Below are 25,500 nucleotides of genomic sequence, written 5' to 3'. Positions count from 1 at the left end.
CCATGACTCCCAATGGATCACGCCTTCCGCCCCCGCAGGCCATTGCCGCCGACGGCCTGCACCTGAGCTTCGACGGCCGCACGCAGGTGCTGGACAACATTGCGCTGCAGGTGGCCGAGGGCGAATTCGTCTCGCTGGTCGGGCCCAGCGGCTGCGGCAAGACCAGTCTGCTCAACCTCTGCGCGGGCCTGGTGGCCCACACCGGCGCCGGCACGCTGCGCGTGCTGGGCGAAGCACCGCGCCTGGGCAGTTCCCGCGTGGGCTACATGCTGGCGCGCGACAGCCTGCTGCCCTGGTGCACGGCGCTGGAGAACGCCGCCTTCGGCGCGCGCGTGCGCGGCGTCGGCACGGCCGACAGCACGGAGCGCGCACTGCGCATGCTGCAGGAGGTGGGCCTGGCCGACCATGCGCAGGCCCTGCCCAAGGCCTTGTCCCACGGCATGCGCCAGCGCACGGCGCTGGCGCGCACCTTTGCGCTGGACGCGCAGCTGCTGCTGATGGACGAGCCCTTCGGCGCCCTGGACGCGCAGACCAAGCTGCAGCTGCAGGACCTGCTGCTGCGCCTGTGCCAGCAGCACCGCCACAGCGTGCTGTTCGTGACCCACGACCTGGCCGAGGCCGTGGCGGTCTCCGACCGCGTGGTGGTGATGTCCTCGCGACCGGGCCGCATCATCGCCGACCTGCCCATAGACCTGCCGCGCCCGCGCTCCATCCGCGACCTGCAGAAGTCGCCGCGCTTCCATGAACTCTATGCGGCCCTGTGGTCGCAGCTCGAATCGGGATGGGTGCACCATGAAGGCTGACCGTCTGCAATGGCTGGCGCTGCATGCGCTGTTCATCTGTCTCGTGCTGGGACTGGCCGAATGGGCCGCCGCGCGCCGCTGGCTGGACCCCACCTTCTTCGGCCAGCCCAGCGGCGTGGCCGCCTATCTCTGGAACCATGCGGGCACGGCCCGGTTCTGGTCCGACCTGGGCTGGACGCTGGCGGCCGTGGCCTGCTCCTTCGTGCTGGGCAGCGTGGCCGCCTTCGCCACGGGGCTGGCCTTCGTGCGCTGGCCGACCATCGAGCGCTTTGCGGAGCCCTACTTCAACGCGCTGAACGTGATGCCGCGCATCGCGCTGGCGCCGCTGTTCATCCTGTGGTTCGGGCTGGGGCTGGGCAGCAAGATCGCCGTGGGCTGCTCGCTGACCTTCTTCATCGTGCTGTCGGCCACGGTGGCAGGCATGCGGGGCGTCAGCCAGGACCATGTGACGCTGTGCCGCACGCTGGGCGCCAGCGCCGCCACCACCTTCTTCGAGGTCACGCTGCCCGGCGCCGTCCCGGTGATCTTCTCGGGCCTGCGCCTGGGATTGATCTATGCCCTGCTGGGCGTGGTGGGCACCGAGATCATCGCCAGCGAGAAGGGCCTGGGCCAGACCCTGGCCTACCTGGGCTCCACCTTCGACATCAATGGCGTCATGGCGCTGCTGCTGGTGCTGGCCCTGCTGGGCGTGGGCATGGTGCGCTTCATGTCCTGGGCCGAGAGGCGGCTGCTGCACTGGCAGTGAGCCCGCCAGCCCTCTCTCCCCATCTTCCTCCCTCTTCCTCCCCTTCCATCCGTTCCTTCAAGGAGTACCCCCATGGCCAATGCCGCCCCCATGCAGCTGATCGACATCGACGCCCGCTACCACCACATCCGCCCCGTGCCGCGCATGCCCAACTTCGCGGCCTGGATCGAGGGCGTGGACCTGACCCGGCCCCTGTCCCCCGAGGTGCAGGCGGAACTGCGACAGGCCCTGTACGACTTCGAGGTCATCTTCTTCCGGCCCCAGGCCATCACGGCCGAGCAGCATGTGGCGCTGGCGCAGGTGTTCGGCCCGCTGTCCAAGGGCTCGTACTTCGAGCGCAAGAGCGGCATGCCCGACGTGGAGATGATCATCTCCGACAAGGACCGCCCGCCCGCCATAGACAACTGGCACACCGACATCAGCTGGAAGCAGCAGCCGCCGCTGGGCACCGTGATCCAGATCGTGACCACGCCGCCGGCCGGCGGCAACACCTGCTGGACCAGCACCAGCAAGGCCTATGACTGGCTCTCGCCCGGCATGCAGCAGTACCTGGAAGGCCTGCAGGCGGTCCATACCTGGGAGGAATCGGGCTTCCGGGAATACCTGGGCCGCAAGGGCGAGGAGGCGCTGTTCGAGGCGCTGCGCCAGTTCAAGCCCGTGACGCATCCCGTGGTGCGCACCAACCCCGATTCAGGCCGCAAGTGCATCTTCGTCAATGCCGATTTCACGCGCCACATCACGGGCGTGGACCGGCACGAGGCGCGCGGCGTGCTCGCCTTCCTGCTGGACTGGCTGAAGAAGCCGGAGTTCATGGTGCATCATCAATGGGACGCGGGCGGCATCGCCATCTGGGACAACCGCAGCACGCAGCACTATGCTGTAGCCGACTACTGGCCCCACTACCGCGTGAACCAGCGCGTCACCTTCGACACCCCTTCCACCCAATGACAACGAGACACGGAGACAGCTTCATGAGCACGCAAGAGCACCTGCAGTTCTATATCGACGGCCAATGGGTTCCCCCGGCCGTGCCGCGCACGCTGGATGTGATCAATCCGTCCACCGAGGAGGTGGCGGCCCGCATCAGCATGGGCTCGGCCGCCGATGTCGATGCAGCCGTGGCCGCCGCACGCCGCGCGTTCGACGGCTTCTCGCAGACCACGCGCGACGAGCGGCTGGCCCTGCTGGACAAGGTGCTGGCGGTCTACATGCGCCGCATCGACGAGGTGGCGCAGACCATCTCGCTGGAGATGGGCGCGCCGCTGTGGCTGTCGCGCGCGGCCCAGGCCACCGTGGGCGCAGGGCACCTGAAGCAGACCCTGCAGGTGCTCAGGGACTTCGAGTTCGAGAGCGTGCGCGGCACCACCGGCATCGTGCATGAGCCCGTGGGCGTGGTGGGCATGATCACGCCCTGGAACTGGCCCATCAACCAGATCATGTGCAAGGTGGCACCGGCCCTGGCGGCGGGCTGCACCATGGTGCTCAAGCCCTCGGAGATCGCGCCGCTCAATGCCATCCTGGTGGCCGAGATCCTGCACGAAGCGGGCGTGCCGGCCGGCGTGTTCAACCTGGTCAACGGCGACGGCCCCTCGGTGGGCGAGGCCATGTCCGTGCACCCCGGCATCGACATGATGACCTTCACGGGCTCCACGCGCGCGGGCATTGCCGTGGCCAAGGCCTCGGCCGATACCGTCAAGCGCGTGACGCAGGAGCTGGGCGGCAAGTCGGCCAACATCGTGCTGGACGACGCCGACATCGAAAAAGCCGTTGCCCAGGGCGTGAACGCCTGCTTCACCAACTCCGGCCAGAGCTGCAACGCGCCCACGCGCATGTTCGTGCCGCGCGCCCTGCATGCGCGCGCCGTGGCCGCGGCCAAGGCCGCTGCCGAGGGCGTGAAGGTAGGCGATGCATTGGCCGACACCGGCGCCATGCACATGGGGCCCGTGGTCAGCGAGGCGCAGTTCCGCAAGATCCAGGGCCTGATCGAGGCCGGCATCGCCGAAGGCGCCACCCTGGTGGCCGGCGGCACGGGCCGCCCCGAGGGCCTTGCGCGCGGCTACTTCGTGCGGCCCACGGTGTTTGCCGACGTGCGCAACGACATGACCATTGCGCGCGAGGAAATCTTCGGCCCCGTGCTGGTCATCCTGCCCTACGACACGGAGGAGGAGGCCATCGCCCAGGCCAACGACACGCCCTACGGCCTGTCGGGCTATGTGCAGTCCGGCAGCCTGGAGCGCGCGCGCCGTGTGGCCTCGCGCCTGCGCACCGGCATGGTCCACCTCAACGGTGCAGGACCGGACTTCGGCGCGCCGTTCGGCGGCTACAAGCAGTCGGGCACGGGCCGGGAATGGGGCGAGCATGGCTTCAAGGAGTACCTTGAAGTCAAGGCCGTCATGGGCTACCAACCCAAGCAAAAAGCCGCCGCCTGAAGGCGGCTGCCTACCCGCGCCGTGCGGCCTCGTAGAGGCCTTCCACGCGCGGGATGTTGCGTTCCAGCTCGCGGATGCGCTCGGGGCCTGCGGGGTGGGTGGACAGGAATTCCAGGCCGCCGCGGTCGCCCGTGGCCTGGCCCATCTTGCGCCACAGCGAGACCGAGGCCTGGGGGTTGTAGCCGGCACGCGCGGCCAGTTCCAGGCCCACGAGGTCGGCCTCGCTCTCGTCGCCCCGGCTGAATTTCAGCGACAGCAACTGGCCGCCCAGGCGGGCCGCCGCATTGCCCAGGTCGCCCAGGCCCAGCAATTGGGCGCCCAGCGAGATGCCGATGCTGGTGGCCTGGTTCTTGGCCAACTGCTCGCGCGAGTGCTCGCGCAGCGCATGGGCCATTTCGTGGCCCATGATCATGGCGATCTCGTCGTCGGTGAGCTGCAGTTGCTCGATGATGCCCGTGTAGAAGGCGATCTTGCCGCCCGGCATGCAAAAGGCGTTGATCTCCTTGCTGCCGATCAGGTTCACCTCCCAGCGCCAGGCATTGGCACGCGGGTTCCATTGGGCGGTATACGGAATCAGCCGCCGGGCAATGGCGCGCAGCCGCTGCAGCTGGGGGTTGCTGTCGCCAGCCAGTGCGCCCTGGGCGCGGGCCTTGGCCAGCAGTTGCTGGTACTGGTCGGTGGCGGCGCCTTCCAGCGTCTCGGCCGGCACCAGCTTGCGCAGGCCCGAGGCACCGCCCACCTGCACCTGTGCCGCCACCGGCGCCGTGGCCAGGCCCATGGCCGCCGCGCTGCCGGCCAGCAGAAAACCGCGACGCGCGCGCCAGGGCGCGCAGGCACAGCCCCAGGCGGACGGGGCACAGGGTTCGGAGGAGAGATGGGATGGCTGCTGCATGCCGCCAAGTCTAGCGGCCATGCATGCCTGAAACATGCGGAGAACAGCGCATCGTGAAGAGCGGCGCCGGCCTACAAAGAGTTACACCATCTGCGCGGCCATCACGGCCCGTTGCGCCCGCATCTCGGCGCCGATCACCAGCATCAGCCCCGCCAGCACGGCCAGCAGCCCCAGCCACGATTGCAGCGGCTGCCGCTCGCCCACGACCCACACCGCCAGCACGAAGGCCGCCACGGGCTCGATCAGGCTCAGCGTCACGCCCGTGGGGCCGGAGATGCTGCGCAGCCCGATGGAAAACAGCATGTGCGCCAGGCCCGACACCACCACTCCCAGGTAGACCACCACCAGCACGGCCGCCAGGCTCCACTGCGGCAGGCCGCTTTGCACCAGCGCAATCGGCACCGCCATGCAGGCCGCCCCGGTGAAGACATAGAAATTCACCACGCGCGGCGACATGTGGGTGACCAGGCGCTTGTTGATCAGCGCATAGCCCGCGTACGACAGCCCCGCCAGCAGGCACAGGGCCAGGCCGCTCCAGGACAGCGTGGCGCCGCCCCGTGCCATCACCATGGCCGCACCTCCCGCCACGCTCACCAGCGTGCCGGCCCACCACAGGGCCGACAGGGGCGCGCGCAGCACCAGCGCCTGCATCAGCCCGGCCCAGATGGGGCCGCTGCCAATGGCCACGGCCGTGCCCACGGCCACGCCCGTGAGCGTCACGCCCTCGTAGAAAAAGATGCTGTAGCCGCCGATTCCCATGGATGCCAGCACGAACCAGGCCGGGCGCAGTCCCAGGTGCACCGGGTTGGGCAGCAGCGGCTGGACGGGCGCCACGCCCTGCCCGGCCCGCTCGCGCAGCCTCCAATGGGAAACCGCCAGCAGCGCCCCCAGAAACAGGCTGGAGACGGCCAGCTGCGCGGCGCCCACCCAGAACGGCGACAGCCCGCCTGCGCCCAGGCTTTGCGCCGTGCCCGTCGTGCCCCAGAGCACGGCAGCCACCGAAACGAAGGCGATGCCGACGGCCGAGGAAGAAGCGGAAGAATTGCGAACCATGGCGCCATGTTGCGCCGGGCGCGGCCGGGCATTTGTCGAGAAACGCTCGTAGTCCGGAGGACTGTGAACGGGCTAGCCGCGCAGCTGCCGCGCCGTCACGCCCCGGTCGCGCCGCAGCGCATAGGCCAGCGCGCTGGCCGAGGCATAGCCGCAGCGCAGCGCCGTGGCCTCCAGGGGCAGGCCCCGCGCCAGCCCGCGCTCGGCCGCATCCAGGCGCAGGCCGCGCAGCCAGGCCTGGGGCGGCTGGCCTGCCAGCTCCACGAAGCGCGCGTGAAAGCGCTGGGCGCTCATGTGGCACAGGGCGGCCAGCCGGGCCGTGGGCCAGTCCTCGTGCAGCGCGGCCTGCACCTGCGCGGCCAGCCCTTGCAGGTCCAGCCCCCGGCGCGCCAGCAGGCCGGGCGCCTGCAGCACCTGGGCCAGCTGCTCGGCGGCCGGGCCTTCCGACTCCCGGCCGCGCAGGGCCGGTGGCACGGAAAAGCGCCGCATCCGGTCCAGCCCCGGGCCGCTGGGCGCATCGATGACGAACACGCGCGAGCGCGGCGCCGCAAGGTAGCCGTGGTCCACGCCGGCGGGGATGAGCATGCCGCTGACGGCGTCCACAAAGGCGCTGCGCCCGCCCACCTCCAGCTCCATGCGGCCCTGCAGCGCATAGAGGATCTGCGCATGGCCGTGGGCATGGGCCTGGTGCTCGCCGCTGTAGCTGCGCACCGAGCTGTGCGGCGCGAAGGCGGTATCGGTGGCATCGGCCGCGCCGTCTTGCGCGGCGGCATCGCTGTGGAGGGAAGAGAGGGTGTAGGCCATGGCGGCATCCTGTGCCCGCGATGGTAGCGCGCGCCAGTCCGCGCCACCATGGGCCCGATAATGGCCGCAGCCTGCCGCAGCACAACATGACCGAGCCGTCCACCACCACCCCCTCCGCCCCCTCCACCGCCGCCGAAACGCCCCGCCGCAGCTGGGGCCAGACCCTGCGCGTCTATGCCGAGCCGGCCAGCCTGCGCATGCTGGCCCTGGGTTTTTCGGCAGGCCTGCCGCTGCTGCTGGTGCTGGGCACACTGTCGTTCTGGCTGCGCGAGGCCGGCGTGGACCGCACCACCATCGGCTACCTGAGCTGGGTGGGCCTGGCCTATGCCTTCAAGTGGGTCTGGTCGCCGCTGGTGGACCGCATGCCGCTGCCGCTGCTCACGCGCTGGCTGGGGCGGCGGCGCGGCTGGCTGCTGTTCGCGCAGATGCTCATCGTCGCCGGGCTGTGCGGCATGGCATTCAACGATCCGCGCGTCTCTCTCACGCCGCTGGTGTGGTGCGCGCTGGCCGTGGCCTTCGGCTCGGCCACGCAGGACATTGCGCTGGACGCCTACCGCATCGAATCTGCCGACACCGAGCGCCAGGCCGCGCTGGCCGCCACCTACCAGACCGGCTACCGGCTGGCCATGATCTGGGCCGGCGCCGGCGTGCTGTGGCTGGCCGCCCGCGCCGAGGTGGCGGGCACGGCGGGCTACCAGAGCGGCGCCTGGCAGGTGGCCTACCTGGCCATGGCCGCCTCCATGGCCGTGGGCATGCTGACCGTGCTGCTCTCGCCGGAACCGGTGCCGCGCCCGCTGGCGCCTGCCCGCAACGCGGCCGAGTGGCTGCACAGCGCGCTGGTCGAGCCCTTTGCCGACTTCCTGGGCCGCTACCGCTGGCAGGCGCTGCTGGTGCTGGGCCTGATCGCCATCTACCGCATCAGCGACGTGGTCATGGGCATCATGGCCAACCCCTTCTACGTGGACATGGGCTTCACCAAGGACGAGGTGGCCGCCGTGACGAAGGTGTACGGCGTGATCATGACGCTGGCGGGCGCCTTCCTGGGCGGGGCGCTGGCCATGCGCTGGGGCGTGATGCGCGTGCTGATGCTGGGCGCCGCGCTGTCGGCCGCCACCAACCTGCTGTTCGCCTGGCTGGCCACGCGCGGCCATGACGTGAACGCGCTGGTCTGGGTGGTGAGCGCGGACAACCTGGCCGGCGGCATCGCCTCGGCGGCCTTCATCGCCTACCTGTCGGGGCTGACCAATGTGCAGTACTCGGCCACGCAGTACGCGCTGTTCAGCTCCATGATGCTGCTGGCGCCCAAGTGGCTGGCCGGCTTCTCGGGCGCCTTTGTCGATGCGCACGGCTACGTGAGCTTCTTCCAGGCCACGGCCCTGCTGGGCCTGCCCGTGCTGGTGCTGATCGCGCTGGCCTCGCGCGTGCATGCGGTGCGGCCCGCGCAACGCGGCAGTTGAGCGGCTGGCCGCAGGCTGCGCTGTTTTACCGAACTTTACGCAAGCGACAAGCACGGCTGACGGGGCGCTGCGAGCATCGTCGCAATACGACGCCAGGCCCCAGCATGAATACACTGCCCTCCATGAGTACGCACCATCTTCTGATGATCGAAGACGACACCCGCCTCGCGCAGATGGTGGGTGACTACCTGGGCAACAACGGCCTGCAGGTCACGCACATGGGTGATGCCCGCAGCGGCCTGGAGCAGCTGCAGCCCGCCGACGGCGTGGCCGGCGCCGACCTGCCCGACCTCGTCATCCTCGACCTCATGCTGCCCGACATGGACGGCCTGGAGGTCTGCCGGCGCATCCGCGCCCTGCCCGGCCCCGCAGCCCAGGTGCCGGTGCTGATGCTCACGGCCAAGGGAGACCCCATGGACCGCATCATCGGCCTGGAGATCGGCGCCGACGACTACCTGCCCAAGCCCTTCGAGCCGCGCGAGCTGCTGGCGCGCATCCGCGCCATCCTGCGCCGGCGCGGCGGCGGCGGCGAGGGCTCGGCCGCAGGCCAGCCGACCACGGCACTGCGCTTCGGCAGCCTGGAGATCGACCGCGACGCGCGCAGCGTCACCGTGGCGGGCCAGCCCTGCGAGCTGACCTCCTACCAGTTCGACCTGCTGGTCACGCTGGCCGAGCGCGCGGGCCGCGTGCTCACGCGCGACCAGATCATGGAGGCCGTGCGCGGCCGCGAGCTGGAGGCCTTCGACCGCTCCATCGACGTGCACATGGGCCGCATCCGAGCCGCCATCGAGGCCGACCCCAAGGCGCCCAAGCGCATCCTGACCGTGCGCGGCGTGGGCTACGTCTTCGCCAAACAACAAGACTAGCCAAGCGAATGAAGCTGCTGTCCCTCTTCTCCCAGCGCCTGTACCTGCGCATTTGGCTGGCCGTGGTGGGCGGCGTGGCCGTGCTCACGCTGACGGTGGCATGGGCCTGGCAGATCGCGGCCGAGCAGAACGCGCAGAACGTGCAAAGCGCCAGCTCGCCGCCCTCGCGCGACGTGGCCATGCGCGACGGCCAGGGCAACGTGATCGCCCAGGGCCGTGCGCGGCGCCTGCCCGGCCCGCCCGAGGAGGGCCTGCGCTTCGAGATCGAAGGCACGGACGGCCAGACCTACATGCTGCACATGGCGCCGCGCCCGCCGCGCGGCGACCGCCCGCCGCACGACGGCGCAGCCGCCTTCTGGCTGCGCCCGCCCTTCGGCTTTCTGTGGCTGCTGGGCCTGGTGGGCGTGGCCGTGGCAGTGGGCGTGTTCCCCATCATCCGCCGCCTGCTCAAGCGGCTGGAGAACCTGCAGCGCGGCGTCAAGCGCTTTGGCGAGGGCGACCTGTCGGTGCGCGTGCCCGAGCACGGCAGCGACGAGGTGGCCGACCTGGCCCACCAGTTCAACGCCGCCGCCGCGCGCATCGAGACCCTGGTGACCTCGCACAAATCGCTGCTGGCCAATGCCTCGCACGAGCTGCGCTCGCCGCTGACGCGCATCCGCATGGGCCTGGAATTCATGGGCGACGACCCGGCCAGCGCCCGCGCGCGCGCCGAGATCCAGCGCAACATCAGCGAGCTGGACCAGCTGGTGGACGAGATCCTGCTGGCCAGCCGGCTGGAGACCTATGAGGGCGACGTGGGCACGATCGAGCCCGTGGACCTGATCGGCCTGGCCGCCGAGGAATGCGCGCGCGTGGATGCCGACCTGGACCTGCAGTCCACCGACGCGCTGGAAGTGCCCGGCATCTCCAAGCTGCTGCGCCGCGCCGTGCGCAACCTGCTGGAGAACGCGCGCCGCTACAGCCAGGGCGCCATCACGCTGGAGCTGGCGCGCCAGGACGCCATGGCCGAGATCCGCATCTGCGACCATGGTCCCGGCGTGGCGCCGGCCCACCGCGAGCGCATCTTCGAGAAGTTCTTCCGCCTGCCCGGCGCCAGCGAGCGCTCGGGCGGCGTGGGCCTGGGCCTGGCCCTGGTGCGCTCCATCGCCCAGCGCCACGGCGGCAGCGTGCACTGCGAAGGCCGTGCCGACGGCCAGCCGGGCGCCTGCTTCGTGCTGCGGCTGCCGCTGGCCTGAGCTGCCGCCTGCGGCTCAGCCGCGCCGGTGCTGCCACTCCACACGTTCCACCAGATCCCTGAGCAGGTCGAAATGCCAGCGGGTGCGCTTGAGCAGGCGGCCGTAGCGCGAGCGGGGGAAGCGGTAGGCGCCATCGGCCAGCTCGATGACGCAGGAGGCCAGGTGCCACTGCTGCTCGAACGCCTGGTGACTGTCCGGCGGGTCGGCGCGCATGCGGCGTATGTGCGCCAGCGCCAGCTCCACCGCGCATTCCACGTCGAACTGGCGGGCCTTGCGGTCGGGCTTTTTGCCACAGACCTCGGCCAGGGTGACCAGCCGCCCCTCGATGACGACCAGACAGACATGCATGGCCTGCCAGGCGCTGGGCCAGTCGGAGGGCCTTGCGGCTGGCGGCCGCAACGGCAACGGCTGCGCCTGCACTGCCGCGCCGGCAGTGTTTTTGCGGGATGTCATGGGGTCAGCCCTCCTGATAGAGAAGAGGGCTGGAAGGGGCAAGCGCAGCGCTGGGGCTGGCAAGGATGGGGAGGGTCATGGTCTGTTTTCCTACGAGATCACAGAAAACCACCGGTTGAGTTTCTACGCACAACAGGTGGGCGTGGTGGTTAGAAACACGTCCGTAGCCGTGCGGGCGTCCTTGCGGATAGCCCCCACCACGCCCGAAACCATGCGGACAGGCGCAAGCAAATGCGCCAATCCGACGAGATAAGGCATGACAAAGCCCCGCTTTAAGGTGGGGGCTGCAACCTCACGGAAGGTGTTTCTACGCACCGGGCCTTTCGGCTTGCGGCCAGTTTAACGGGGCCAGGGCGGGCCGGCCAGCCGAGCCCTGGCAGCCATACCCGTTTGATCGCTGGCCGTGCGGTGCGTGCAGTGCTCGGCGGCGGGTCAGCCAAGCGTTTTTGTCCTCGAGTACACCCTCAGATTCCGGCTTTCGCCAAACCCATGCCGCTCCAAAAGCTGGGCAGCCTGAGGATTGAGGGCCTCTGCATAAATGGTGGTGTGGCCAATATCCTGCAGGAATTTCTGCATGAGGAGCCTGCCGATGCCCCGCCGCTGCAGCCCGGGGTCCACGACGATTGCACTGAGGTGCGTGACCATGGCGCCGTCGGTGAAGCCGCGCAGGAAGCCGACAGCACCGCTGGTGGTCGTCGCCAGCAGGTAGTAGGAGGCACTGAACATCTGACGAAGCAGGCCTTCCGGATAGCTGCTGCCCCAGCCATTGGAGACGTATATCTTCTCTATATCTTTGAAATACGCATCGATATTGTCCTGGCGCTTCAGGATGGCGTAGTCCTGGTGCATATGCATCTCCCCCATTCAAACGCAATCCCACGATGATGGTGCACCGGATCGGGCACATCGTCGCAGACAGCTCTGGCTCGCCATGGAAGGCGATGAGCGGGATTCAGCCCCGCAGGTAGCGGTCGGCGATGCTGCCGGGCACGTAGAGGCCGCGCTCCAGGTAGAAGTCCAGCTTCTTGCGGTCGGGGGCGCGCAGCTTGATCAGCGGCACGGGCGCCTGTTCGGTGCGGGAGAACATCAGGCGGATCTTGAGCGGGGTGCGGCCCCAGTTACCCTGCACGTGCAGGAAGAAGGGGCCGTCCTCGGCCTTGGCCAGCCGCAGGCGGTAGCTGCCGCCGGCGCGCAGCACGCGCTGCATGGCCAGGTGCATGCTGAGGTAGGCGGGCATGTCGATGCCCTGGCGCAGTTGCTCGTATTCGCCGGCCTGCTGGAGCTGGGCGATATAGGCCTCGCCCGTCTGCGGCAGGACCTGCTCCACGTATTCCTTGTGCAAGGCCGCGATGAAGGCGCTGCCCGGGGGCGCAGCCATGAGCCAGTTCTCGACCACGGGCACCTGCGGGTCGCGGGTGTAGCGCTCCAGGTAGTAGGCAACGAGGTCGGCGCCGCTGCGCTGCTGCTGCTCCAGCAGCCAGTCCAGCGGCTCGGTGAGGATGGTGCTGGCATCCAGCCAGATGCCGCCATGGCGGTGCAGCAATTCCAGGCGCAGCCAGTCCGAGCGCTTGGCCACGGGCAGCTGCTGCAGGTTGCCGGGCAGTTGCGGCACGTACTGCGGCAGTTGCGCGTCGTTGAGGATGCGCAGGCTGTAGCCGGGGTTCAGGCGGGCCCAGTTGTCAAAGCAGCGCTGTATGAGCAGGGGCACCGAGTCGCCGTTCCAGTAGGCCCAGATGATGCGGGGAATGGGCGTGGAGACGGGCACGGGCGCCGCAGGCCCGATGTCATGGCTGCGGAAGTCGGGCGCGGGGCCCTGCTCCAGGCGGCGTGGGAAGGTGGCGTAGAAGCGGCGCATGCCGGCCGCCAGCCACAGCTCGCCCCGGGTTTTCAGTTTCAGGCCGCTCATGCAGGGGCTCCCGGTGTTCCCAGTTGCTGCGCGCGGCGCTCCCAGTTGCGCAGCTTCCATGCGCGCAGCCACCCGCCGCGCCGCAGATAGACCTGGCGCAGGGCGGGCAGGGACAGCGGGGAGATGCGGCCGAAGTCCGCCAGGAACTGCTGGGCCAGTGCCTGCCGCTGCGCGGGCGGCATGTCCCGCTGCCGGTCGAGAAAGCGCAGGGCGCCGATGAGGTTGCGCGCGGCCTGGTGCGCCCAGGCGAAGTGCAGGCGCCCGTCGTTGCGCAGCGCATCATCCTGCAGGGCTTGCACGGCCTGCGCCAGCGGCCACAGGGCGGCGGACTGGTCTGCCGCCTTGGCAGGCGTCATGGACGCAAGGATGGAGTTGGCACGCTGCCGGTAGGCCACCCAGGGCTGGGGGTGGTAGTAGAAGCTGCTGCAGCGCAGCGCCATCTGCGGCATGGTCATCATGTCTTCGAAGTAGCGGCCCGCAGGAAAGCGCAGGCCCGCATCCCACAGGCTGCGGCGCGAGATCTTGGACCAGGCATGCAGCTGGCCCCTGCGCAGCAGGCCGGCCAGCAGGGCACCCCGGTCCTGCGAGCGCTGCAGCGTGGGGCCCTGGAAGCTGTGCCGGTGCGCCTCGCCGCGCAGGCGGTGCTTGAGGCGCGGGGCCTCGCGCCAGACGGAGAAGTCGCAGAGCACGGCATCGGGCGCATGTTGTTTCACGATGGCCGACAGCCCGGCAATCGCGCCGGGCAGCAGCTTGTCGTCGGAGTCCAGGAACCACAGGTAGTCGCCCGTGGCCGCATCGATCATGGTGTTGCGCGCCGCGCTCAGGCCGGCGTTGCGCTCGTGCTGCATGAGCTGCAGGCGGCCGGGCCAGCGCTGGTCCAGCTGCTGCATCAGGGCCCAGGAGCCATCGGTGGAGCAGTCGTCCAGCACCAGCACCTGCACGCCGGCATCGGACTGGTCCATGACGGACTGCAGGCATTCCTCCAGGTAGGGCAGCACGTTGTAGACGGGCACCAGGATGCTGAGCCAGGTCACGGACGCTCCCCCTGCAGCAGGCGGGCGAACAGGTCTTCGTACTGGCCGGTCATGCGCTGCAGGCTGTAGTGCGACAGGGCTTCCTGCCGCGCGGTGGCGGCCATGCGCACGGCGGCCTCGTCATCCTGCAGCGCCTGCTGCAGGGCGTCGGCCAGCGATTCAGGGTCGGCGTGCGCGGCCAGCAGGCCGTTGTCGCCGGGCCGCACCACTTCCTGCACGCCCACCACGCGGCTGCCCACCACCACGCAGCCCGCCGCCATGCCTTCCAGCAGGGACAGGGGCATGCCCTCGTAGTGCGTGGACAGCACGCAGACGCGGTGCGCACGCAGCAGGCCGGGCACGTCGTTGCACATGCCGATGAATTGCACCTGGTCCTGCAGGCCCAGTTCGGCGCTGAGCCGCTGCGCCGCCTGCTGGGCGCGCGCCTTGCCGCCGCCGGCCAGGGTCAGCGTGGGCTTGAGGCCGCGCTGGCGCAGCACGGCCAGCGCGCGCAGCAAGGTGGCATGGTCCTTTTGCCGCGCAAAGCGCGCGGCCATGACGATGTCCGGGCGGCGCTGCAGCAAGGGGGGTGGCTCCTGCAGATAGGGCTCGGGCCGGATGCCGTTGCTGATGGCCATGAGCTTGGCCGCAGGAAATCCACGGTCCTGCAGGCTCTGGCGCACGCCCTCGGAGCAGCCGACGATGGCGGCCGTGCGCTCGGTCAGCCACAGGGCCTGCGCCAGCCGCCAGCGCGTGTAGCGCTCGCGCGAGTTGTGTTCCACATGCACCAGGCAGGGCACGCCGGCCCACAGCGCGGCAAAGCGGCCCCAGAGGTGGTCGCTGAACCCATGGGCGACCACGATGTCCGGCCGAAAGTCCAGGCAGATGCGGCGCAGTTGCCAGACGGTGGCGGCATGGGACCAGCCGGCCACCACGTCGACATCGATGCCGCCGTCGCGCAGCTTCTGCACGCGTTCATCGGAGGTATTGCGCTTGCGCCGCAGCACCAGCCTGGCGTCGAAGCGGCCCGACGCGCGGTGCGCCGACACCAGATCCACCGCCACCTGGGTGGCACCCGAGAAGCCGCCCGTCACGAAGTGCAGCACCCGGGGCCGGGCCGTGGTGGCGCGCTCCGTCACCGCACGGCTCCGCTGGCCCTTTCCAGGCCATGCAGCGATGACCACAGGGCCACCACGAGGAAGACGAAGAAGACGATGCCGCTGTTGTGCACGAAAAATTGCTGTGACATGCCGAACGCCAGGTACATGGCTGGCATCAGGCTGCCCAGGATACGCAGCAGTAGGGCCTCGCGCCAGGGGGTGCTGTCCGCAGGCCACAGCGCCATGCGCCGCCGCGAGGGCCAGAACAGCCACAGCAGCGAGATGAATAGTGCCGCCTGCAGCAGCACGCCCGGCACGCCGAGCTTGACCCAGATGTCCAGGAAGTCGTTGTGGATGAAGTTGTATTCGCGGATGGACTGGCCATAGCTGCCGGCGTCCACGCGCCGGTGCATCTCGTCCACATAGCCCTGCATGCCCCAGCCCAGCAGCGGCTTCTCGCCGATCATCTGCACGGCCAGCCGGTACTGCTCCAGCCGGGTGCCCAGCGAGGTGTTGGAGTTGCCGGCATGAAGGTAGGTGCTCACATCCAGGTAGACCTCATCCACGCGCTCGCTGACGCGCGGGATGAAGGCCATCACGGTGGCCAGCGCCACCACAATTGCAGCGCAGCCCAGCAACAGGCGCCCGAAGTACTGCGGGCGGTACATGCGCACCAGGACCATCAGCATGAAGAACATGGGCAACAGCGCCAGCCACCCGCCGCGCGAGCCCGACAGCAGCGAAGCCAGCGCCCCCAGCGCGGCAGCCGCCAGCACCAGCAGGCGCCAAAGCAGGGAGCGCTGGTGCCAGAAGGACACGGAATAGATGCAGGAGAAGCAGCCCAGCAGCAAGGCCATGTTGCCCCACTGGATGGCATTGGTGTAACCCGTGGCCCGTTCCATGCCCAGCACGCAGACCTGCCACAGGGCCATGAAGCCCGCGCCTGCGCTGCCCAGCGGAATGCCCCACAGGAAGATCCGCGCCGTGGGCGGATAGCACATGGCGAACAGCAGGCTGACCGCGCCCAGGATGAATTTCACGGGCCGGTCGAACTGCCCGGTGCCCCCGTCCAGCACGGACAGGAAGTACCACATCACCGCCATGCCCAGGAACAGCGCGACCAGCAGCCAGGTGCCGTTGGACTGCCGGTATCTGACCCAGCGATGCAGAAAACACAGGGCGCCCAGGACCATGAGGCCGGCGCCATAGGAATAGCCCGAGCGCAGCCACAAGGCCAGCCCGGGCACCAAAATAGCGGCCAGGGTCGTGAGGAGCCCTGGCAGCTTCGACTTGTCAAATCTCATCAAGACCGCAACTTTCTGCCCCAAAATGCGGGCATTCCGCTTTCCATCCGCTCATGAAAAAAATTCCTGCGGTCTTATTCAGGCTGCTCCATCGCTGGGCGGCGCCTTCCAAAATCGGCGCAGATTACACCATGCCTGCGCCCTTGCAGCTGCCCCCATCGCCCCCGGCAGCCGATGGTCTTGCAGCGGAAATTCCGAAGACGATCTGGACGTACTGGAATCACCCGGAGCCCGATGCCTTCGTGCTGTCCTGCATCCAGAGCTGGCGTGTGAACTGCCCCGGATATGCAGTCCATCTGGTACATCCGGGGAACCGGGGTCAGCACGTTCCAGAAGAGGCGCTGCCCGAAAATTTCGCGCGATTATCCCCCACCAAGCAAGCCGACTGGATCCGCTTGTATCTGGTTGCACGCCATGGAGGCTTCTGGCTGGATGCCAGCATTTTGCTGACCCGCTCGCTGGACTGGATGTTGCCTGCCCGAGGTCCGGCCGAGTTCGTCGGCTTTTATCTGGAAGGTTTCACCCAGGACCCTGAATACCCAGTGATTGAAAACTGGCTGTTTGGCGCGCCAGCAGGTTCGTCCTTCGTGACAGCCTGGCAGCAGGAGTTCCACCAAGCGCTGGTCATTGAGGGTACGCAGAAGTACCTGGAACGTGCCCAGGCAGACCCGAGTTGGGAAGCCACTCGACAGGGGATCCCCGACCCAGACTACTTGCTATGCCATATCGCGGCCCAGCAGGTGCTGCGCCGTCAGACCCATGGCCAACTGGTGCTGTACAAGGCCGAAGACACGGCCTTCATCTACCACCGAGCCCTCCGCTGGAAATGGTATTTGCTCTACCCGCAACTGTGCCTGGTGCCAGCAGCTGCCAGCGTTGCCCCTCTGGTCAAGCTGCGTGGAGGCGAACGCCGTCACTTTGCCGAGATGCAGGCACTGCATGGCGGTGCTGTTCCAGGCAGTCTTTGGGACCAGGCTTTGCAATTGCGGCCGGCAGCATCCTGAAACAAAAAAGGCGGGCCGAGGCCCGCTTTGTTCAATGCCCGCCTGCGAAGACTTCGCCGGCTTTCAGGCGGTACAGCGTGCCGCAGTAGGGGCACTTGGCTTCGCCGGTGTGGGCCACGTCCAGGTAGACCTTGGGATGGCTGTTCCACAGCTTCATGTCGGCCTTGGGGCTGGGGCAGAACACGCCGCCCTGGGCGTTGAGGTCCTTGGCCGCCAGTTCGACGGTGGCATTCGTTGTCATGCTTGCTTATCTCTTTCGTGGGTCTCTAGGGATGTTCAGACCCGAGTCAGCCAATGGGCGTACTTGGGGTTGCGGCCGTTGACGATGTCAAAGAAGGCCTGCTGGATCTTTTCGGTGAGAGGGCCGCGGCTGCCCGCGCCGATCTCGATGCGGTCCACCTCGCGGATGGGCGTGACTTCGGCGGCCGTGCCGGTGAAGAAGACTTCATCGGCGATGTACAGCTCGTCGCGCGTGATGCGCTTTTGCACCACTTCCAGGCCCAGGTCCTTGCAGATGTGCATCACGGTATTGCGCGTGATGCCGTTGAGCGCGCCGGCCGACAGGTCGGGCGTGTAGACCACGCCGTCCTTGATGACGAAGATGTTCTCGCCCGAGCCTTCGGAGACGAAGCCCGAGGCGTCCAGCAGGATGGCCTCGTCGTAGCCGTCGTCCAGCGCCTCGGTGTTGGCCAGGATGGAGTTGGTGTAGTTGCTCACCGCCTTGGCCTGGCTCATGGTGATGTTCACATGGTGGCGCGTGAAGCTGGAGATCTTCACGCGGATGCCGCGCTGCATGCCTTCTTCGCCCAGGTAGGCGCCCCAGGCCCAGGCCGCGACCATCAGGTGGATGGTGTTGCCCTTGGGGGAGACGCCCAGCTTGCGGTCGCCGATCCAGGTCAGCGGGCGCAGGTAGCACGATTCCAGCTGGTTGGCGCGCACGACCTCGACCTGTGCCTGGTTCACCGCTTCCTGGGTGAACGGGATCTGCATGCGCAGGATCTTGGCGCTGTTGAACAGGCGCTTGGTGTGGTCTTCCAGGCGGAAGATGGCCGTGCCCTGCTCGGACTTGTAGGCCCGCACGCCCTCGAATGCGCCGCAGCCGTAGTGCAGCGTGTGGGTCAGCACATGGATCTTGGCATCGCGCCAGTCCACCAGCTGGCCATCCATCCAGATCTTGCCGTCACGGTCGGCCATCGAGGGAACAACGGGGCTCATAGGAACATCCTTGGGGTATTGAACAGAACACCAACCGGTATTTTAGGGCGCAGGGGCTGCCTCGGGGGCCGCAGACGCCGGCTCGGGCGTGGGGCGTACCAGGGTCCACTTCATGAGACGGCCACTCTTGAACTCGCAGGTCACATGCGACTGCGTGCCGTCGGTCCAGCGGTAGATCTCGGGCTGCTGGCCCTCCTCGGACAGGCGCTCGCCCAGGGAGCGCGTCATGGCCACCACGTGCATCAGCGACACCTTGGGCTTGAGCTTGACGTTGAGCATGACGGCGCTGCCCACATAGCCCATGGGCCGGTCCGAGGCCTTCCTCATGATGGACATCAGCCGCGTGAAATGCAGCAACAGCCACATCATGATGCCGCCGCCCACGGCGACCACACCCATCCAGCCATAGGACTGGTGCGCAGCCACCAGCAGTACGAGCAGGCCCAGAGGAATCAGGATATTGCGCAAATTCATGGCGCCGATTGTCTTAGGAGGCGCCGCAGGGCCGCTGCGGACAGTGCGTATGCCCCCGCAATGCGCTCGGCAAGCGCGTCAGCCCATCCCTCGGACGATGTTCATGGCCTCGTCCACGCGTTCGACGGCATGAACGGTCAGACCAGGGATGGCCTTCTTGGGCGCATTGGCCTTGGGTACCACGGCCATGGTGAAGCCCAGCTTGGCCGCTTCCTTCAGGCGCTCCTGGCCGCGCGGCGCGGGGCGCACTTCGCCGGCCAGGCCCACTTCGCCAAAGGCGAGGAATCCCTTGGGCAGGGCGCGGCCACGCAGGCTGGAAGTGATGGACAGCATGACGGCCAGGTCGGCCGCAGGCTCGCTGATGCGCACGCCGCCCACGGCGTTGACGAACACATCCTGGTCCGCGCAGGCCACGCCCGCGTGGCGGCTGAGCACGGCCAGCAGCATGGCCAGCCGGTCGCGGTCCAGGCCCACGGACAGGCGACGCGGCGCGGGGCCGCCCTGATCGACGAGGGCCTGTATCTCCACCAGCATGGGGCGCGTGCCCTCCAGCGTGACCAGCACGCAGGAGCCGGGCACGGGCTCGCTGTGCTGGGACAGGAAGATGGCGCTGGGGTTGGTCACGCCCTTGAGGCCCTTCTCCGTCATGGCGAAGACGCCGATCTCGTTGACGGCGCCAAAGCGGTTCTTGATGGCGCGCACCAGGCGGAAGTTGCTGTGCGTATCGCCCTCGAAGTACAGCACCGTGTCCACCATGTGCTCCAGCACGCGCGGTCCGGCCAGTGCGCCTTCCTTGGTCACGTGGCCGACCAGGATCACGGTGATGCCCGTGGTCTTGGCCGCGCGCGTGAGGTGGGCCGCGCATTCGCGCACCTGGGCCACCGAGCCCGGCGCCGAGGACAGCTGGTCCGAGTACACGGTCTGTATGGAGTCGATGACGACCACGGCCGGCTGGGTGGCCTCCATGGTGGCGAGGATTTTCTCCAGCTGGATCTCGGCCAGCACGTTGACCTGGCTGGCCTCCAGCCCCAGGCGGCGCGAGCGCAGCGCGACCTGGGCACCGCTTTCCTCGCCCGTGACATACAGCGTGGGCAGGCCGACGCGGTGCAGCGCGTCCATGGCCTGCAGCAGCAGGGTGGACTTGCCGATGCCGGGATCGCCACCAATCAGTACCACGCCGCCTTCGACAATGCCGCCGCCCAGCACGCGGTCCAGCTCCTCGATGCCGCTGGGCGTGCGCGCCACGTCCTGGGCCTCGATGGCCGACAGCGGCATCACGGCCTGGACATTGGCCAGGCCCGCATAGCCCTGGGGCTGGCTGAGCCGGTTCTTGCCCGCGCTCGCAGGCTCGGCAACGGCCTCGATCAGCGAGTTCCAGGCCCCGCAGGCCGGGCATTTGCCCAGCCAGCGCGGGCTGGTGCCTCCGCAGGCATTGCAGATGAACGTGGTTTTGTCTTTGGCCATGGGGTGAGCACTATACCGAGCAGTGGCTGCCGCCCTGGCACGCATGTTTCGCGCCTATCGCAGTTGCGTGACGGAAAGATATCGGTTATAGTTCACTTCTTCGCTGCAGAAAATGCAGTGAAAACGAAATTACTGCGGATTACCGCGCGATGGAGCAGTCTGGTAGCTCGTTGGGCTCATAACCCAAAGGTCGGAGGTTCAAATCCTTCTCGCGCAACCACCACGAAAAAAGCCCACTTCGGTGGGCTTTTTTTCGTCTGTACTTCCGTTCTTTTCTCCAGGCAGGTCAGCTGGGATCGTTCAGGTCTTCATGGTGGTCAGCCGTGCCCTGCTTCCAGTAAGAGGCCACGCGCATGCGCTTGGGCGATGCGCCCTTGGCCAGCAGCAGGCGACGCAGCTCGGCCATGGCGCTGTGCTCGCCCGCCGCCCAGATGTAGCCGTCGTCCTGGGGCAGCTCCAGCGCCTGAACGGCGTCGGCCAGCGATTCGACCCAATCGCAGTCCAGCCGGGCCGTGCTGCTCCACTGGCGGCGGTCGGCCGGGTTGCGCAGCTGCACGCGCACCACGGCGCGGCTGCCGGCGGGCAGTTCGGCCAGGCGCCGCTCGATGGCGGGCATGGCGGTCTCGTCGCCGAACAGCCAATGCCATGGCAGGTTGGCCGAGATCACCAGGCTGCCGCGCGGACCGGCCAGGCCCACCCACTGGCCCAGCGGGGCGGTCACGGCCCATTCGGTGGCGGGGCCGGCATCGTGCAGCGCGAAATCCATGATGAGGTTCTGGCGCGCGGCGTCGTAGCGCAGCGGCGTGTAGTCGCGCAACGTGGGGCGCTCGTCCTCCACGAAGGTCGGGCGGCCATCGAGCAGCACGGGAAGCGCGGGCAGTTCGCGCCCGGCCTGCGGCAGGATGAGCTTGACGTGGTCGTCAAAACCGGCGCTCACGAAGTCCTCCAGATCGGGGCCGCCCAGGGTCAGGCGGACAAAGCCGGGGCTGGGCTGCTCGCGCGAGAGCAATTGCACATGGCGGGCGCGGAAGGAATGGCGGACACGGTGGACGACGGGGGCCGGTGTCACGGCAGAGGTGGCTGGATTGGGCAAGTTCATTGGCGAAACGGCCTGCGACGGCCTAGAATGTTGATTTAGTCCACCAATTCTCTGTCATCCGTTGACTTTGTCAACGTATTTCCACAAGACCCTGCCATGAATGCCTCCCTGCCCGCCGATATCTTCGAGGCCATGCACGAGCTGCTGCACCTGTTCCGCTCGCGCATGCGCGAGGACATGGAGTCCATGGAGCCCGGGCTGACGCCCAACGAGGTGCGCGTGCTGATGTACGTGGGCCGGCACCCGGGCCGCACGCAAAGGGATCTGGTCGACCACAGCCACATGGACAAGGCCCAGCTCGCGCGCATGCTGGCGCAGCTGCAGGAGCAGGGATGGCTGGACCGCGAACCGGACGCCCGCGACCGCCGCGTGCGCTGCCTGAGCCTCAGCCCGCAGGGACAGGCCCTGTTCGACCGGCTGCGCCAGTCACGCCAGGCGCTGGCGGCCCGGCTGCTCAAGGATTGGGAGCCCGCCGCGCAACAGCAGTTGATGGCGCTGCTGGAGCGGGCCAGGGACAGCGTGGAGGCTGCGCCCTGATCAATCGACGGTCTTGTTCACGCGCGGCGCGACGGCGCACATGAGTTCATAGCCCAGCGTGCCTGCGGCCTCGGCCACCTCGTCGATGGGCAGCACCGCGCCGTTGCTGGCACGGCCCCACAGCGTGACTTCGCTGCCCATGCCGGCATCGGGCACGGGCGTCAGGTCCACGGCCAGCATGTCCATGCTCACGCGTCCCAGGGTGCGGGTGCGCACGCCGTTCACCAGCACGGGCGTGCCCGTGCCGCAGTGGCGTGGATAGCCGTCGGCATAGCCGCAGGCCACGGTGCCCAGGCGCAGGGGGCCGTCGGCCGTGAAGCGCGATCCATAGCCCACGCTCTGCCCCTCGGTCAGTTGCTGCACGCCGATGATGCGCGAGCTCAGTGTCTGCGTGGGCTGCAGGCCCCAGTGGGCCGCCGTGTGCTGCGGATAGTCGGGGGCGCTGCCGTAGAGCACGATGCCCGGCCGCACCCAGTCGCAGCGCACCAGCGCGTCGTCGCCCTGGCGCAGCGTGGCTGCGCTGTTGCCCACGCTGCGCTCGCCGGGCAGGTCGCGCGTGGCGTCATGAAAGCGCTGCAGCTGTGCCGAGATTCCGGGCTGTCCGGCCCCTGCGTCGGCATCGCTGAAATGGGTCATGAACGAGATTTCCTCCACCTGGGGCAAGGCGTTCAGCCGGGCCCAGGCCGCGCGGTATCGCTCGGGCGTGAAGCCCAGGCGGTTCATGCCGGAGTTCATCTTGAGGAAGACGCGGTGGCCGTTCTGCGTCTTGTGCGCGGCCAGCCAGTCGATCTGGGCGTCGCAGTGCACGGCATGCCAGATGGACAGGCGCGAGCACAGCTCCAGGTCGCGCGGCTCGAAGACCCCTTCCAGCAGCAGGATGGGGCCGCGCCAGCCCAGCTGGCGCACGCGTTCGGCCTCGGCCAGGTCCAGCATGGCGAAGCCGTCGGCGCCGCGCAGGGCCTCGAACACGTTCTCGATACCGTGGCCATAGGCGTTGGCTTTGACCACGGCCCACAATTTGGCATCGGGGACCGCCTGCCGCACCCGCTCCAGGTTGTGGCGAAGCGCGGCGGAATGGATGGTGGCAAGAATGGGACGCGGCATGGTTTTCACTCAGTCAGAAGCTTGGGATTCTGGCACTGCCAGCCAAAGGCCGCGTGATATAACCGCCAGTCACTTGCCACGGGGTCCTTATTTAACCGGTCAGCAGCCCTGCAGCTGACCCCATCTGCCTATCCATGAAGCGCGGTTTCTACACCATCATGTCAGCGCAGTTCTTCAGCTCGCTGGCAGACAACGCCCTGTTCGTGACCGCCGTGGAACTGCTGCGCACCAATGGCGCCCCCGAGTGGCAGCGCGCCGCCCTGGTGCCCATGTTCGCGCTGTTCTACGTGATCCTGGCCCCCTTCGTCGGCGCCTTTGCCGACGCCCTGCCCAAGGGGCGTGTGATGTTCATCAGCAATGCGATCAAGATCGTGGGCTGCCTGATGATGCTGTTCGGCAACCACCCGCTGCTGGCCTACGCCGTGGTGGGCCTGGGCGCAGCGGCCTACTCGCCGGCCAAGTACGGCATCCTCACCGAATTGCTGCCCGCCTCCCAGCTGGTCAAGGCCAATGGCTGGATCGAGGGGCTGACCATCACCTCCATCATCCTGGGCGTGCTCGTGGGCGGGCAGTTGCTGAGCCCGGGCATCTCGGCCCATCTGCTGGACTTTGACCTGCCGCTGCTGGACACGGGCGTGGACACGGCCGCCGAAGCGGCGATTGCCGTGCTGGTCGGCGTCTATGCGCTGGCCGCCTGGTTCAACCTGCGCATTCCGCTGACCGACACCATCCTGCGCCCGCTGCGCCAGGACCCCAGCAAGAGCCTGCTGGCCAACACCCTGGCCCTGCTGCCCGACTTCTGGACCTGCAGCCAGCGGCTGTGGGGGGACAAGTTGGGCCAGATCTCGCTGTCCACGACCACGCTGTTCTGGGGCGTGTCGGGCAACCTGCGCTACATCGTGCTGGCCTGGGGCGCGGCGGCCCTGGGCTACGGCACCTCCCAGGCATCGGCCCTGGTGGGCGTGGTGGCCATCGGCACGGCCGCAGGCGCCATCCTCGCGTCCATGCGCATGCGGCTGGACAACGCCACGCGCGTGATTCCGCTGGGCATCACCATGGGCCTGCTGGTGATCGCCATGATCTTCATCAAGAGCGTGTGGGTGGCCATTCCCTTCCTGATCCTGCTGGGCGGCCTGGGCGGCTTCCTGGTCGTGCCCATGAATGCGCTGCTGCAGCACCGCGGCCACAACCTCATGGGAGCGGGCCGCTCGATTGCCGTGCAGAACTTCAACGAGCAGGCCTGCATCCTGGCGCTGGGCGCCTTCTATGCGCTGTCCACCAAGTTCGGACTGTCGGCTTTCGGCGCCATCACGGTGTTCGGCCTGGTGGTGGCCGGCATCATGTGGCTGATCGGCCGCTGGCACGTCAGCAACGTGCGCAACCATCCCGAGGAAGTCGAGCGCCTGCTGGTGATTGCCCGCAAGGATTGTCATTGAGACTACCCCTGAGGCGCTTCGCGCCTTCCCCCAGGGGGACGACACCCTCGCGGCGGGGCGGCCCTGGCTCGGTGTCTCTCGCTTTGGGCCTCGCCAGTTCCATAGGGCGCTATCGATTGATAGGCCTGGTCTAAATGGTCTTCTCGTATTGTGTTCGGTGCGGGCTTTGCCTGACCGGGCACTTTTTCGTGGTTTTATGCATAGCCCGCTGCCCGTTCTCGCCCTGCTGTTCAACACCCTGGTCTGGGGTCTGGCCTGGTGGCCGTTTCGCGCCATGCACGAGGCTGGCCTGCATCCGCTGTGGGCCACGGCGCTGATGTATGCCCTGGTGCTGGCGGGGCTGGTGGCGCTGCGCCCGGCCAGCCTGCGCCAGGCGCTGCAGTACCCGGCGCTGATCCTGCTGGGCGCCTGCGCGGGCAGCAACAACATCGCATTCAACTGGGCCGTGACCATTGGCGATGTGGTGCGCGTGGTGCTGCTGTTCTATCTGATGCCGGCGTGGTCCGTGCTGCTGGCCTGGAAGATCCTGGGCGAGCGGCCCACGCCGGCCGCGCTGACGCGGCTGCTGCTGGCCTTTGGCGGGGTGGCGCTGGTGCTGGTGCCCGAGGGCACATTCAGCGGCGGCTCGCCCGGGCTGCTGCGCGGTCTGTCGCTGGCCGACGGCCTGGCACTGTTCGGCGGCTTCACCTTTGCGCTGACCAACGTGCTGCTGCGCCGCCTGCAGGCCGTGCCGGCGCAGGCGCGCATGCTGGCCATGTTCAGCGGCTGCATGGCCATGGGGCTGGCCAGCGCCTTCGCGGGCAGCAGCGTGGGGCTGGTGCCGCCCATGCCTGCGCCGCAGGCCGGCTGGATGCTGATTGCCGCCGGCCTGGCCGTGCTGCTGATGCTGGGCAACTGGGCGCTGCAGTTCGGCGCCGCGCGCCTGCCGGCCGGCGTGACCGCCGTGGTCATGCTGGCCGAGGTGGTGTTTGCCAGCGTCTCCTCGGTGTTGATTGCAGGCGAGGTGCTGACGCCGCGCACGCTGCTGGGCGGCGCCTGCATCATCGCGGCCGCGCTGCTGTCTGCACTGGCGCATGCACGGCGGCGGGGGGCTTGACGCCCCGCCCGTAC

26 protein-coding genes and 1 tRNA gene are annotated in these 25,500 nt (G+C 68.3%); 12 read left to right on the top strand and 15 right to left on the bottom strand.

What is annotated here, in order from left to right:
* Positions 1-2: 2 nt before the first annotated feature.
* The 4 genes from CLV01_RS02055 (at position 3) to CLV01_RS02040 (ending at position 3,977) form a co-directional block, all read left to right on the top strand.
* Positions 3-803: an ABC transporter ATP-binding protein gene (locus CLV01_RS02055; protein WP_099735002.1), complete on the top strand. Its 801-nt coding sequence runs from the start codon at positions 3-5 to the stop codon at positions 801-803.
* Entirely contained in the window at positions 793-1,548 is a 756-nt protein-coding gene (locus tag CLV01_RS02050; RefSeq protein WP_099732476.1) for an ABC transporter permease, read from the top strand. The genes CLV01_RS02055 and CLV01_RS02050 overlap by 11 nt, the downstream gene beginning before the upstream one ends.
* A 72-nt stretch (positions 1,549-1,620) precedes the next feature.
* Positions 1,621-2,496 carry a TauD/TfdA dioxygenase family protein gene (locus CLV01_RS02045; RefSeq protein ID WP_016448570.1) on the top strand — a complete coding sequence of 292 codons (876 nt, stop codon included), beginning with the start codon at positions 1,621-1,623 and terminating at the stop codon, positions 2,494-2,496.
* 23 nt (positions 2,497-2,519) lie between these two features.
* Positions 2,520-3,977: an aldehyde dehydrogenase family protein gene (locus tag CLV01_RS02040; RefSeq protein ID WP_099732477.1), complete on the top strand. Its 1,458-nt coding sequence runs from the start codon at positions 2,520-2,522 to the stop codon at positions 3,975-3,977.
* Positions 3,978-3,987: 10 nt separating this feature from the next.
* Here CLV01_RS02040 and CLV01_RS02035 read toward each other — a convergent pair whose 3' ends face one another.
* From CLV01_RS02035 to CLV01_RS02025, 3 genes are all read right to left on the bottom strand, one after another.
* Positions 3,988-4,890, bottom strand: coding sequence for a M48 family metallopeptidase (locus CLV01_RS02035; protein WP_013800201.1), 903 nt, complete (start codon positions 4,888-4,890; stop codon positions 3,988-3,990).
* A 60-nt stretch (positions 4,891-4,950) separates the two neighbouring features.
* A complete protein-coding gene (locus CLV01_RS02030; protein ID WP_099732478.1) occupies positions 4,951-5,922 on the bottom strand; it encodes a DMT family transporter in 972 nt (323 codons plus the stop codon).
* 72 nt (positions 5,923-5,994) lie between these two features.
* Positions 5,995-6,723, bottom strand: coding sequence for a helix-turn-helix domain-containing protein (locus CLV01_RS02025; protein WP_013800199.1), 729 nt, complete (start codon positions 6,721-6,723; stop codon positions 5,995-5,997).
* 86 nt (positions 6,724-6,809) lie between these two features.
* Here CLV01_RS02025 and CLV01_RS02020 point away from each other — a divergent pair, with 86 nt between their 5' ends.
* From CLV01_RS02020 to CLV01_RS02010, 3 genes are all read left to right on the top strand, one after another.
* Complete coding sequence (locus CLV01_RS02020; RefSeq protein ID WP_096914310.1) at positions 6,810-8,180, top strand: AmpG family muropeptide MFS transporter; 1,371 nt, start codon at positions 6,810-6,812, stop codon at positions 8,178-8,180.
* 104 nt (positions 8,181-8,284) lie between these two features.
* Complete coding sequence (locus CLV01_RS02015) at positions 8,285-9,046, top strand: response regulator transcription factor (protein WP_099732479.1); 762 nt, start codon at positions 8,285-8,287, stop codon at positions 9,044-9,046.
* 8 nt (positions 9,047-9,054) lie between these two features.
* Positions 9,055-10,281, top strand: coding sequence for an ATP-binding protein (locus CLV01_RS02010; RefSeq protein WP_063327723.1), 1,227 nt, complete (start codon positions 9,055-9,057; stop codon positions 10,279-10,281).
* A gap of 15 nt (positions 10,282-10,296) precedes the next feature.
* Here the strand turns inward: CLV01_RS02010 and CLV01_RS02005 are convergent, their stop codons facing one another.
* The 6 genes from CLV01_RS02005 to CLV01_RS01980 form a co-directional block, all read right to left on the bottom strand.
* The gene (locus CLV01_RS02005) at positions 10,297-10,734 is read right to left on the bottom strand and encodes a hypothetical protein (protein WP_099732480.1); all 438 of its coding nucleotides are present in this window, start codon (positions 10,732-10,734) and stop codon (positions 10,297-10,299) included.
* 432 nt (positions 10,735-11,166) lie between these two features.
* The gene (locus tag CLV01_RS02000) at positions 11,167-11,583 is read right to left on the bottom strand and encodes a GNAT family N-acetyltransferase (RefSeq protein ID WP_099735003.1); all 417 of its coding nucleotides are present in this window, start codon (positions 11,581-11,583) and stop codon (positions 11,167-11,169) included.
* 103 nt (positions 11,584-11,686) lie between these two features.
* Positions 11,687-12,640: a glycosyltransferase family 32 protein gene (locus CLV01_RS01995; protein ID WP_099732481.1), complete on the bottom strand. Its 954-nt coding sequence runs from the start codon at positions 12,638-12,640 to the stop codon at positions 11,687-11,689.
* Complete coding sequence (locus CLV01_RS01990; RefSeq protein WP_099732482.1) at positions 12,637-13,674, bottom strand: glycosyltransferase family 2 protein; 1,038 nt, start codon at positions 13,672-13,674, stop codon at positions 12,637-12,639. The genes CLV01_RS01995 and CLV01_RS01990 overlap by 4 nt, the downstream gene beginning before the upstream one ends.
* Positions 13,671-14,792 carry a glycosyltransferase gene (locus tag CLV01_RS01985; RefSeq protein WP_013800191.1) on the bottom strand — a complete coding sequence of 374 codons (1,122 nt, stop codon included), beginning with the start codon at positions 14,790-14,792 and terminating at the stop codon, positions 13,671-13,673. Before CLV01_RS01985 ends, CLV01_RS01990 begins: the two co-directional genes overlap by 4 nt.
* Positions 14,789-16,057, bottom strand: a complete 1,269-nt coding sequence (locus CLV01_RS01980) for an O-antigen ligase family protein (protein ID WP_099732483.1) — start codon at positions 16,055-16,057, stop codon at positions 14,789-14,791. The genes CLV01_RS01985 and CLV01_RS01980 overlap by 4 nt, the downstream gene beginning before the upstream one ends.
* Before the next feature lie 131 nt (positions 16,058-16,188).
* On the opposite strand from CLV01_RS01980, the gene CLV01_RS01975 reads away from it, so the two are divergent.
* Positions 16,189-17,061 (top strand): glycosyltransferase family 32 protein, encoded by an 873-nt coding sequence (locus CLV01_RS01975; protein WP_099735005.1) that lies wholly within the window; start codon positions 16,189-16,191, stop codon positions 17,059-17,061.
* 31 nt (positions 17,062-17,092) lie between these two features.
* On the opposite strand, the gene CLV01_RS01970 is transcribed toward CLV01_RS01975, so the two are convergent.
* The 4 genes from CLV01_RS01970 to radA form a co-directional block, all read right to left on the bottom strand.
* Entirely contained in the window at positions 17,093-17,302 is a 210-nt protein-coding gene (locus CLV01_RS01970) for a zinc-finger domain-containing protein (protein ID WP_012202256.1), read from the bottom strand.
* 35 nt (positions 17,303-17,337) lie between these two features.
* Positions 17,338-18,276, bottom strand: coding sequence for a branched-chain amino acid transaminase (locus CLV01_RS01965; protein WP_034397818.1), 939 nt, complete (start codon positions 18,274-18,276; stop codon positions 17,338-17,340).
* Between the two features lie 42 nt (positions 18,277-18,318).
* Positions 18,319-18,750: a glycerate kinase gene (locus CLV01_RS01960; RefSeq protein ID WP_099732484.1), complete on the bottom strand. Its 432-nt coding sequence runs from the start codon at positions 18,748-18,750 to the stop codon at positions 18,319-18,321.
* Between the two features lie 78 nt (positions 18,751-18,828).
* Positions 18,829-20,214, bottom strand: coding sequence for a DNA repair protein RadA (gene radA / locus CLV01_RS01955; RefSeq protein ID WP_043821911.1), 1,386 nt, complete (start codon positions 20,212-20,214; stop codon positions 18,829-18,831).
* Between the two features lie 143 nt (positions 20,215-20,357).
* Here radA and CLV01_RS01950 point away from each other — a divergent pair.
* A tRNA-Met gene (locus CLV01_RS01950) sits at positions 20,358-20,434 on the top strand.
* A gap of 66 nt (positions 20,435-20,500) precedes the next feature.
* On the opposite strand, the gene CLV01_RS01945 is transcribed toward CLV01_RS01950, so the two are convergent.
* Positions 20,501-21,313, bottom strand: a complete 813-nt coding sequence (locus CLV01_RS01945) for a siderophore-interacting protein (RefSeq protein ID WP_099732485.1) — start codon at positions 21,311-21,313, stop codon at positions 20,501-20,503.
* A 96-nt stretch (positions 21,314-21,409) separates the two neighbouring features.
* On the opposite strand from CLV01_RS01945, the gene CLV01_RS01940 reads away from it, so the two are divergent.
* On the top strand, positions 21,410-21,850 hold the full coding sequence (locus tag CLV01_RS01940; RefSeq protein ID WP_012202251.1) for a MarR family winged helix-turn-helix transcriptional regulator: 441 nt from the start codon (positions 21,410-21,412) through the stop codon (positions 21,848-21,850).
* Here CLV01_RS01940 and alr read toward each other — a convergent pair whose 3' ends face one another.
* A complete protein-coding gene (gene alr, locus CLV01_RS01935) occupies positions 21,851-22,954 on the bottom strand; it encodes an alanine racemase (protein WP_034397810.1) in 1,104 nt (367 codons plus the stop codon).
* 134 nt (positions 22,955-23,088) lie between these two features.
* On the opposite strand from alr, the gene lplT reads away from it, so the two are divergent.
* Both lplT and CLV01_RS01925 read left to right on the top strand, forming a co-directional pair.
* Positions 23,089-24,390 (top strand): lysophospholipid transporter LplT, encoded by a 1,302-nt coding sequence (gene lplT / locus CLV01_RS01930; RefSeq protein WP_013800185.1) that lies wholly within the window; start codon positions 23,089-23,091, stop codon positions 24,388-24,390.
* 196 nt (positions 24,391-24,586) lie between these two features.
* On the top strand, positions 24,587-25,486 hold the full coding sequence (locus CLV01_RS01925) for a DMT family transporter (protein WP_034397804.1): 900 nt from the start codon (positions 24,587-24,589) through the stop codon (positions 25,484-25,486).
* Positions 25,487-25,500: the final 14 nt, after the last annotated feature.

The sequence above is a fragment of the Delftia sp. 60 genome (genome assembly GCF_002754395.1).
GTDB classification, from domain to species: Bacteria; Pseudomonadota; Gammaproteobacteria; order Burkholderiales; family Burkholderiaceae_C; genus Comamonas; species Comamonas acidovorans.
The sequence above is the reverse complement of the archived record's forward strand: the minus strand, read 5'-3'. Positions and strand labels throughout refer to the sequence as shown.